General features: G+C 63.2%; 1 protein-coding gene. It reads right to left on the bottom strand.

The genetic code is table 11. From position 1 onward, the window contains the following. On the bottom strand, positions 1-253 hold a 253-nt coding region (locus WN73_RS11485), incomplete at both ends, for a transposase (protein ID WP_271552810.1).

The raw sequence follows: 253 nt of genomic DNA, 5'->3' as shown, positions 1-253 counted from the left end.
ACGGCGGAGGTTGTGGCCAACGGCCGAGAGGAGAACGTTAGCGGCATCTCCGGCGCGGCCTTTGAGATAGCAGCGGCCAAGGTGACCTTCGTTCTTCATGTGTCCGATGATGGGCTCGATGGCGGAACGGCGGCGTAGCTCGCGCTTGATGACGCCGAAGACGCCGCGCTTCTGGCCCGAGATGAAGACGCGGCGGGGATTTTGTGTGTCGTGGCCGCGATATCCCTTGTCGACATAGGCCCGTTCGATCGGG

Source organism: Bradyrhizobium sp. CCBAU 45394, from assembly GCF_028128655.1.
GTDB classification, from domain to species: Bacteria; Pseudomonadota; Alphaproteobacteria; order Rhizobiales; family Xanthobacteraceae; genus Bradyrhizobium; species Bradyrhizobium diazoefficiens.
Note: the sequence above shows the minus strand (reverse complement) of the source record. Positions and strands in the feature narration are given on the sequence as shown.